9 protein-coding genes, 1 tRNA gene and 2 pseudogenes are annotated in these 8,492 nt (G+C 67.6%); 10 read left to right on the top strand and 2 right to left on the bottom strand.

The features are described from left to right. Window position 1: 1 nt before the first annotated feature. Complete coding sequence (locus tag A9O67_RS00230; protein WP_068606206.1) at window positions 2-1,141, bottom strand: S1C family serine protease; 1,140 nt, start codon at window positions 1,139-1,141, stop codon at window positions 2-4. A 125-nt stretch (window positions 1,142-1,266) separates the two neighbouring features. Here A9O67_RS00230 and A9O67_RS12775 point away from each other — a divergent pair, with 125 nt between their 5' ends. The 9 genes from A9O67_RS12775 (at window position 1,267) to A9O67_RS00270 (ending at window position 7,633) form a co-directional block, all read left to right on the top strand. Beyond that, a complete protein-coding gene (locus A9O67_RS12775; protein WP_082955236.1) occupies window positions 1,267-1,413 on the top strand; it encodes a DUF3149 domain-containing protein in 147 nt (48 codons plus the stop codon). A gap of 33 nt (window positions 1,414-1,446) precedes the next feature. Beyond that, complete coding sequence (locus tag A9O67_RS00235) at window positions 1,447-2,247, top strand: Nif3-like dinuclear metal center hexameric protein (protein ID WP_068606207.1); 801 nt, start codon at window positions 1,447-1,449, stop codon at window positions 2,245-2,247. Next, window positions 2,247-3,305 carry a 4-hydroxythreonine-4-phosphate dehydrogenase PdxA gene (gene pdxA / locus A9O67_RS00240; RefSeq protein ID WP_068606208.1) on the top strand — a complete coding sequence of 353 codons (1,059 nt, stop codon included), beginning with the start codon at window positions 2,247-2,249 and terminating at the stop codon, window positions 3,303-3,305. Before A9O67_RS00235 ends, pdxA begins: the two co-directional genes overlap by 1 nt. Before the next feature lie 132 nt (window positions 3,306-3,437). Beyond that, the gene (gene petA / locus A9O67_RS00245; RefSeq protein ID WP_068606209.1) at window positions 3,438-4,037 is read left to right on the top strand and encodes a ubiquinol-cytochrome c reductase iron-sulfur subunit; all 600 of its coding nucleotides are present in this window, start codon (window positions 3,438-3,440) and stop codon (window positions 4,035-4,037) included. Window positions 4,038-4,078: 41 nt separating this feature from the next. Beyond that, the gene (locus tag A9O67_RS00250) at window positions 4,079-5,500 is read left to right on the top strand and encodes a cytochrome b (protein ID WP_068606210.1); all 1,422 of its coding nucleotides are present in this window, start codon (window positions 4,079-4,081) and stop codon (window positions 5,498-5,500) included. Window positions 5,501-5,520: 20 nt separating this feature from the next. Continuing rightward, complete coding sequence (locus tag A9O67_RS00255; RefSeq protein WP_068606211.1) at window positions 5,521-6,291, top strand: cytochrome c1; 771 nt, start codon at window positions 5,521-5,523, stop codon at window positions 6,289-6,291. A gap of 99 nt (window positions 6,292-6,390) precedes the next feature. Further along, a complete protein-coding gene (locus tag A9O67_RS00260; protein WP_068606212.1) occupies window positions 6,391-7,002 on the top strand; it encodes a glutathione S-transferase N-terminal domain-containing protein in 612 nt (203 codons plus the stop codon). After that, window positions 7,002-7,493 (top strand): ClpXP protease specificity-enhancing factor, encoded by a 492-nt coding sequence (locus A9O67_RS00265; protein WP_068606214.1) that lies wholly within the window; start codon window positions 7,002-7,004, stop codon window positions 7,491-7,493. The genes A9O67_RS00260 and A9O67_RS00265 overlap by 1 nt, the downstream gene beginning before the upstream one ends. Window positions 7,494-7,557: 64 nt before the next feature. Then, window positions 7,558-7,633, top strand: a tRNA-Thr gene (locus A9O67_RS00270). Window positions 7,634-7,693: 60 nt separating this feature from the next. Here the strand turns inward: A9O67_RS00270 and A9O67_RS00275 are convergent. Continuing rightward, window positions 7,694-7,960: pseudogene (locus A9O67_RS00275) on the bottom strand (hypothetical protein); the annotation flags it as partial. A 221-nt stretch (window positions 7,961-8,181) separates the two neighbouring features. Between A9O67_RS00275 and A9O67_RS13650 the strand changes: the two are divergent. After that, a pseudogene (locus tag A9O67_RS13650) lies at window positions 8,182-8,492 on the top strand (transposase); the annotation flags it as partial.

An 8,492-nucleotide genomic window follows, 5' to 3' on the forward strand; every position in this document is an offset into this window, starting at 1 on the left:
GTCAACGCGCGGCGGCTGACGGCCGGCGCGCGGGGACGACGGTCAGTGTGCGCGCGCCGTCTCGCCGCTGTACTTCCAGCTCGGCGGGTGTGCCGGGTTTGAGCGCCGCCACCGCGGCGAGCAGGCCCGCCACATCCCGGATGGGCGTCTGCTCGACGCGGCCGATGACATCCCCCGGGCGGATGCCGGCATTGGCCGCAGGCCCGTCCTGCAGGACGCCCGTCACGATCACCCCGCTGGCCTGCGGCACGCCAAAATGCTCGGCCAGCTCGGGTGTCAGCTCCTGCGGCTCGACGCCGATCCAGCCGCGCGTGACGGCGCCGTCGCGCACGATGGCCTCCATCACCTCCCGCGCCGTCGCCATCGGGATGGCAAAGCCGATGCCCATCGAGCCGCCCGAGCGGGAATAGATCGCCGTGTTGATGCCGACCAGGTGCCCCTCGGCGTCCACGAGCGCCCCGCCGGAGTTGCCCGGGTTGATCGCCGCATCGGTCTGGATGAAGTTTTCGAAGGTGTTGATGCCAAGCTGGCTGCGCCCCAAGGCACTGACGATGCCCGCCGTCACCGTCTGGCCCACGCCGAACGGATTGCCGATGGCCAGCACCCGGTCGCCCACCTCGAGCGATTCGGATCGCCCCAGCACGATCACCGGCAGATCGGGCAGGGCGATGCGCAGCACCGCCAGATCGGTATCGGGGTCGGTGCCGATGACCTGGGCCGGTGCCTGCCGGCCGTCGCTGAGCTGCACGAGGATCTCGTCCGCCTCTTCGACCACATGGTTGTTGGTCAGGATGTAGCCGGCGGGGCTGACGATCACGCCCGATCCCAGCCCGGCCTGGGGTTGGAATTCCGGCCGTTCGCCAAAGAAGAACCGGAACCACGGCTCCTGGGCATGCGGGTGCCGCACCGCCTTGCTCGTGCTGATGCTCACCACCGCGGGAGCGGCCGCCCGCGCCGCGGCACTCAGGCTGGCCCCGGCGATGGTGGGGCTGCGCGTGTCGGGCCCGACCTCGAAGACCGGCACCACGCTCGACAGCGAGGGCCGCTGGGTCAGCCAGTGCGGTTTGAGCGTCGCCACCACGAACCAGATGGCCAGCAGCACGGTGACGGTCTGGGAGAAGATCAGCCAGTGGCGCTTCATGGACACTTTCCGCCGGCAGCCCGCCGGCCAAACCCCTGTTTGCATCAGGGTTGATATGGGTCAATGCGCCTGTCGCCGTCCGCGGCTCCAATAGGCAAGCGGTTCAAATGACGCAGGAGCGCAGTATGAAAGCAATTGTGGACCTTTTTTCGACCGATTACGGGCTCATGAGCGCGGGGGTGATTGCCTTCATCGTCGTCATGGCGGTGTGGTTCTACCGCTTCTTCTCGCGCAAGATGGCCGAGTCCGAGCGCGCCGCCGGCAAGTCCTGACGATCGGCGCACGGGCGGTGCGACAATCCGCCCATGCAGGATCTGCCCCTCTCCGCCGCGGACGTTGCGTCCGGCGGCACCACCCGTGACGCGCTGTTGGCCGCGCTGGACGCGCTGCTGGAGCCGGCGCGCTTTCAGGACTATGGCCCCAACGGATTGCAGGTCGAGGGGCGTCGGCCGATCCGCCGCTTGGTCAGCGGCGTCACCGCCAGCCTGGCCTTGATCGAAGCGGCCATCGACGCTGGTGCCGATGCCATTTTGGTGCATCACGGCCTGTTTTGGCGCGGACAGCGCGGCACCGTCACCGGCTGGATGAAAACCCGCCTGCAGCGGCTGCTGGCGCACGACATCAATCTGTATGCCTACCACCTGCCGCTCGATGCGCATGCCGAGCTGGGCAACAACGCCCAGCTTGGGCAGCGCCTGGGCTTCGCGCCGCTGGGCGAGGGGTGGGGACGGTTTGGCGAGCAGCAGCTCGGCTTCCTGGGCGGGTGCGACGCGCCGGATGCGGCGGCACTGGCCGCCCGCGTCGAGGCGGCGCTGGGCCGGCGCGTCACCTGCGTGGCGGGGGACGGCCGGCCGATTCGCCGCGTGGCCTGGTGCAGTGGCGGGGCGCAGGGCTATTTCGAGGCGGCCATCGCCGCCGGCGCCGATGCCTTTTTGACCGGCGAGATCTCCGAACCCCAGGCGCACCTGGCGCGCGAGTGCGGCGTGGCTTTCCTGGCGTGCGGGCACCACGCCACCGAGCGCTACGGCGCGCCCGCCGTTGGCGCGCATGTGGCCGCCCAGCTCGGCATCGAACACCGTTTCATCGACATCGACAATCCCGCCTGATGGACGCGCCCCGCTTGTCCGCTGACGGGGGCGACGCCCCCATCGCCATCACCATGGGGGATGCGGCCGGCATCGGGCCGGAGATCGTGGCCGAGGTGTTCCGGCGCTGGCCCGAGTGGTCGTCCCGCTGCGTGGTGGTGGGGGATGTGGCCGTGATGCGGCGGGCGGCGCAGGTGGGCGGGGGGCTGCTGCCGATCGCCGTGCTGGACGGGCCGGCGCAGGCGGGGCGTGTGCCGCCGCGGTGCATGCCCGTGTGGCCCGTGGTGTCGATCCCGGCGCTGCCGCGCTTTGGCGAGGTGAGTGCCGTGGCGGGGCGGGCGGCCGCCGATGCCGTCATCGCCGCCGCCCAGGCCGCGCTGCGCGGGGAGGTCAGCGCCATCGTCACGGCCCCCCTGCACAAGGCGGCGCTGGCCGCCGCCGGTGTCGATGTGCCCGGCCACACCGAGCTGCTGCAGCGCATCGCCGCGCAGGCGCGCGGCCTGTTGCCTGCCGAGCTGCCGGTGCGCATGATGTTGTCGAACGATGTGCTGCGCACCGTGCTCGTCAGCATCCACATCCCTTTGCGCGCCGCGATCGAGGCCGTCACCGAGGCGGCGGTGTGGGAGACGCTGCGCATCACCCACGACCATTTTTGCGGGCTGCTGGGCTGGCCGCGCTGCCGCATCGCCGTCGCGGGGCTCAATCCGCACGCGGGCGAGGGCGGGCTGTTCGGGCGGGAGGAGATCGACGCCATTGCCCCGGCCGTCGCTCGCGCGCAGGCCGCCGGGTGGGCGGTCACCGGCCCGCACCCCCCCGACACCGTGTTCATGCGCGCGCGGGCCGGGGAGTTCGACGTGGTCGTCGCCATGTACCACGACCAGGGCCTCATCCCGGTGAAGTACCTGGGCCTCGAGCGGGGCGTCAACACCACGCTGGGCCTGCCGTTCGTGCGCACCAGCCCCGACCATGGGACGGCGTTCGACCTGGCGGGGCGGGGGCTGGCCGATCCCTCCAGCCTACTGGCGGCGCTGGAGTCGGCCTGGGCGATGCGTGCACGGCGGGCGACGGCGGCGGTTTGACCTGCCGACGTCACGGATCAGGGTTTGTCCGAACGGCGATCCCTTACAATGCGCAGCGGCTTTTGTGCGCAGGCCGCCCGGTGGCGGTGCGCGCGTCCCGTCTTGCTCCAGCATTTCAGAAAGACCTCCCCCATGAGCGAAGCCAACCTAGACCAAGACCGCCGGACCTGGCTGATCACCTCGTGTGCCGTGGGTGGCGCGGGCGTGGCCGCCGCTGCGGTCCCCTTCGTCCGTTCGTTCTCGCCGTCCGAGCGCGCCAAGGCCGCCGGCGCCTCGGTGGAGGTGGACGTGTCCAAGCTCCAGCCTGGCGAGAAGGTCGTCGTGGAATGGCGGGGCAAGCCGGTGTGGGTGATGCGCCGCACGCCGGAGCAACTGGCGTCGCTGGAGCAAGTCGAGTCTCAACTGGCCGACCCCGCATCCGACCGCAAGGCGTACCCGACGCCGCCGTATGCGAAGAACCGGCACCGCTCGATCAAGCCGGAAATCCTCGTCGCGGTGGGCATTTGCACGCACCTGGGCTGCTCGCCCGTGGACAAGCTGCAGCCCGGTCCGCAGCCGTCGCTGCCGGACGACTGGAAAGGCGGTTTCCTGTGCCCCTGCCACGGCTCCACCTTCGACATGGCGGGCCGGGTGTTCAAGAACAAGCCGGCGCCGGACAACCTCGAAGTGCCGCCGCACCACTACGTCTCGGACACGGTCGTGCTGATCGGCGAAGACCCGCCCAAGGCCTGATCCGCCGCGTTTGCACCGAATCCACGCACTAGGGAACCACCATGGCCGAATTCAAGGAAGCCCCCCCCAACGCGTCGCGCGGCGAGCAGCTCCTGACCTGGATCGACAACCGCTTCCCGTTGTCGAAGCTCTACAAGGAGCACCTGTCCGAATACTACGCGCCGAAGAATTTCAACTTCTGGTACTTCTTCGGCTCGCTCGCCCTGCTGGTGCTGGTGATCCAGATCGTCACCGGCATCTTCCTCGTCATGCACTACAAGCCGGACGCCTCGCTCAACGCGGCAGGCGTCCCCGTGGCCTTCGCCTCGGTCGAATACATCATGCGCGACGTGCCGTGGGGCTGGCTGATCCGCTACATGCACTCCACGGGCGCGTCGGCGTTCTTCATCGTGGTGTACCTGCACATGTTCCGCGGCCTGATCTACGGCTCGTACCGCAAGCCGCGCGAGCTGGTGTGGATCTTCGGCTGCGCGATTTTCCTCGCGCTCATGGCCGAGGCCTTCATGGGCTATCTGCTGCCCTGGGGCCAGATGTCGTACTGGGGTGCGCAGGTGATCGTCAACCTGTTCTCCGCCATCCCCTTCATCGGCCCCGATCTGGCGATCCTCATCCGTGGCGACTTCGTCGTCAGCGATGCGACGCTCAACCGCTTCTTCAGCTTCCACGTCATCGCCGTGCCGCTGGTGCTGCTGGGTCTGGTGGTCGCGCACATCATCGCGCTGCACGAGGTGGGCTCCAACAACCCGGACGGCATCGAGATCAAGGCCACCAAGGGGCCGGACGGCAAGCCGCTGGACGGCATCCCCTTCCATCCGTACTACACCGTGCACGACATTCTGGGCGTGTCGGTGTTCCTGATGGCGTTCTCGGCGATCGTCTTCTTCGCGCCGGAGCTGGGCGGCTACTTCCTCGAATACAACAACTTCATTCCGGCCGATCCGATGGTGACGCCGCCGCACATCGCGCCGGTGTGGTACTTCACGCCGTTCTACTCGATGCTGCGCGCGACCACGACCGAGATGATGTACGTGCTCGTCGCGGTGGTGCTGATTGCGGCCGTGCTGGGGGCGATCAAGTCGTCCATGGGCCCGGTGGGCAAAGGCGGCCTGCTCGGCGGCGCGGTGGTGCTGTCCGCGCTGATGCTCAGCATCGACGCCAAGTTCTGGGGCGTGGTCGTGATGGGCGGCGCGGTCATCATCCTGTTCTTCCTGCCCTGGCTGGACTACAGCCCGGTCAAGTCGATCCGCTACCGCCCGAGCTGGAACAAATACCTGTACGCGCTGTTCGTCGTCAACTTCCTGATCCTGGGCTACCTGGGCGTGCTGCCGCCGTCGCCGGTGGGTGAGCGCGTCTCGCAGGTGGGCACGCTGTTCTACTTCGGCTTCTTCCTGCTGATGCCGTGGTGGAGCCGCCTGGGCGAGTTCAAGCCCGTTCCGTCCCGCGTCAACTTCCAGGCCCACTGAAACTCGAGGAGTCGAATCCCATGAAGCGATGGATTGCCACGGGTCTGGTGGCCCTCGGTGCGATGTTCGGGGCGTCTGGCGCGCTGCACGCCGCAGGCGCAGGCTTCCCGATGGATAAGGCCCCGCGCCTGACCAACGATCTGGCCGCGTTGCAAAACGGCGCCAAGATCTTCACCAACTACTGCCTGAGCTGCCATTCGGCGTCGTTCGTGCGCTACAACCGGCTGACCGAAATCGGCCTGACGGAAAAGCAAATCCGCGAGAACCTGATGTTCACCACCGAAAAGGTGGGTGACCAGATGATCGCCGCGATCGACCCCAAGCAGGCCAAGGCCTGGTTCGGCGCGCAACCGCCGGATCTGTCGCTGGTGGCCCGCTCGCGCGCCGCGCAACTGAGCTACAGCGGCACCGACTATCTGTACACGCTGCTGCGCGGCTACTACCGCGACCCCAACCGCCCCACGGGCTGGAACAACGTCGCCTTCCACAACATCGGTATGCCCCACCCGTTGTGGGAACTGCAGGGCGAGCGCAAGCCGGTGTTCGAGAAGGTCTCCAGCCACGGCCACGAGGTGGAAGTCTTCCGCGGGTGGGAAGTCGTCAAGCCCGGAAAGCTGACCGAGGCGGAATACGACCGCACCGTCGCCGAGCTGGTCGCATTTCTGGAATGGATGGGCGAGCCCGCGAAGAACGACCGCATCCGCCTGGGTGTGTGGGTGTTGATCTTCCTGGGCGTGTTCACCGTCATCGCCTGGCGGTTGAACGCCGCCTACTGGAAGGACGTCAAGTAACCCCCATCTGACCGCGTGCCAGTGCGCGGTCCGCGCAGTGGGTGAGCCAGCCGGCAGGCGGCCATCCACTGTTTTCTTTTGTTGAGGAGCGAACACACCATGATGGTTCTGTACTCGGGCACCACCTGCCCGTATTCGCACCGTTGCCGTTTCGTGCTGTTCGAGAAGGGCATGGATTTCGAGATCCGCGACGTGGATCTCTACAACAAGCCCGAGGACATCGCGGTCATGAACCCCTACGGCCAGGTCCCCATCCTGGTCGAGCGCGACCTGATCCTGTACGAATCCAACATCATCAACGAGTACATCGACGAGCGCTTCCCGCACCCGCAGCTCATGCCGGGCGACCCGGTGGACCGCGCGCGCGTGCGGCTGTTCCTGCTCAACTTCGAGAAGGAGCTGTTCTCGCACGTCTCGGTGCTGGAGCAGCGCACGCCCAAGCCGACCGACAAGCAAATCGAGAAGGCCAAGGCCCACATCCGCGACCGCCTGACCCAGTTGGCCCCCGTGTTCCTGAAGAACAAGTTCATGCTGGGCGACAATTTCTCCATGCTGGACGTGGCGATCGCCCCGCTGCTGTGGCGCCTGGACCACTACGGCATCGAGCTGAACAAGAATGCCGCCCCGTTGCTGAAGTATGCCGAGCGCATCTTCTCGCGGCCGGCCTACATCGAGGCGCTCACGCCGTCCGAAAAGGTCATGCGCAAGTGATGGAAACCGATCTGCCCTCCACGCGTCCGTACCTCATCCGCGCCTTGCACGAATGGTGCACGGACGGGGGCTTTACCCCCTACATCGTGGTCGCGGTGGACGAGCGCGTGCAGGTGCCGCGCGAGTTCGTGCGCGACGGTCAAATCGTCCTCAACGTCAGCTTCGACGCCACCAGCGGCCTGCGGCTGGGCAACGACGTGGTCGAGTTCAAGGCCCGCTTCGGCGGGGTGCCGCGCGACGTGGTGGTGCCGGTGGACCATGTGATCGCCATCTACGCGCGCGAGAACGGGCAGGGCATGGCCTTTCCCGCCCCGCAGCCGGCCGCTGCGGATGCGCCGCCCCAGCGGCTGCAGGTGGTGGCCAGCGACGAGGCCCGGGAGTCGGCCGACGGTCTGACCGACGCTCCCGCCGAGACCGCGCACGACGGCGGCGATGGGGATGGCCACCCGGCACGTGGCGGCAAGCGCCCGACGCTGACCCGGATCAAGTGATTCCCGGCAGGGCTACAATGGGGCCCTGCCCGACGGGCGACCCTGCGCACGGGTTGCCCGCTCAGCCGCTTTAGCTCAGTTGGTAGAGCACCCGCCTTGTAAGCGGTAGGTCGTCTGTTCGAGTCAGACAAGCGGCACCAAACATCCGACTGCCGGTGATGCCTGGCTGGGTTCGGTAGCTGGTGTCTTGATGCTGAAGTTCAGCGCTTGCGGCGCACCAACTCGACCACGACAATCGTTACGGGCAAGCCGATGAAGCCGAGTGCGACTTGCCATGGGGCACCGGTCGCGGCCGCCCAGACTGCGGCAGCCAAGCTGCCGGCCAACGCCAAAAAACCCAGCACCATTCCGACGATGTTGTCGCGCGCCGTCAAGCGCACGGTTTCTTGCTGCGTCTGTATGGCAGCTGCTTCAAGCGCGTGGCGGTGCTTTTGCTCCTGCTCGGCCATTTGCAGCAAGCGCTCGGCTGCCCCCGGGCAATGCGTTCAAAATGCTCCAGCGCGGCAGGGGGCGGCAGCGGCCCAGCCCATTGTTCCGAAATGGAGATTGCGCGCTGTTCAGCGTCGGTGCTCGGCTTCTGTTTGGAGCTTTTGGATTGCGACACGGAAGTCGCCTCCAATCCTCCAATCTTGATCCAGTCCCCGCGAAGGCCGTGCAGAGCACCGCCCGGCAGTGGCGGGGGAGGTAGCGTGCGCAAAGCAAGCGCATGCCGCGCTCGCGAGGCCAGGACCGGCGGGGCCAGCTGCCCGACGCTGTGAGCATTCACCTGCGTCCGCCCGAGGCCAACGAGCGGGCTTTCCCCGGGCACTGGGAAGGCGACCTCCTCAAGGGGGCGGCCAACCGCTCGGCGGTGGGCGTGTTGGTGGAGCGCAGCTCGCGTTTGGGTAGATGCAGCCCCAAGCTCAAGGACGCCACCGCAGCCTCGGCCTTGGGGAGGGCTTCACCGCCAAGCTGCGCAGCATTGCCGAGCCGATGCGAAAGACCCTGGTAATCCCCCAG

This window comes from Tepidimonas fonticaldi (assembly GCF_001675355.1).
Taxonomy (GTDB): Bacteria; Pseudomonadota; Gammaproteobacteria; order Burkholderiales; family Burkholderiaceae_C; genus Tepidimonas; species Tepidimonas fonticaldi.

Excerpts from the sequence above, each read along its gene's own strand:
- A9O67_RS00230 (WP_068606206.1), bottom strand. The coding sequence starts at position 1,141 with ATGAAGCGCCACTGGCTGATCTTCTCCCAGACCGTCACCGTGCTGCTG.
- A9O67_RS12775 (WP_082955236.1), top strand. The coding sequence starts at position 1,267 with ATGAAAGCAATTGTGGACCTTTTTTCGACCGATTACGGGCTCATGAGC.
- A9O67_RS00235 (WP_068606207.1), top strand. The coding sequence starts at position 1,447 with ATGCAGGATCTGCCCCTCTCCGCCGCGGACGTTGCGTCCGGCGGCACC.
- pdxA (WP_068606208.1), top strand. The coding sequence starts at position 2,247 with ATGGACGCGCCCCGCTTGTCCGCTGACGGGGGCGACGCCCCCATCGCC.
- petA (WP_068606209.1), top strand. The coding sequence starts at position 3,438 with ATGAGCGAAGCCAACCTAGACCAAGACCGCCGGACCTGGCTGATCACC.
- A9O67_RS00250 (WP_068606210.1), top strand. The coding sequence starts at position 4,079 with ATGGCCGAATTCAAGGAAGCCCCCCCCAACGCGTCGCGCGGCGAGCAG.
- A9O67_RS00255 (WP_068606211.1), top strand. The coding sequence starts at position 5,521 with ATGAAGCGATGGATTGCCACGGGTCTGGTGGCCCTCGGTGCGATGTTC.
- A9O67_RS00260 (WP_068606212.1), top strand. The coding sequence starts at position 6,391 with ATGATGGTTCTGTACTCGGGCACCACCTGCCCGTATTCGCACCGTTGC.
- A9O67_RS00265 (WP_068606214.1), top strand. The coding sequence starts at position 7,002 with ATGGAAACCGATCTGCCCTCCACGCGTCCGTACCTCATCCGCGCCTTG.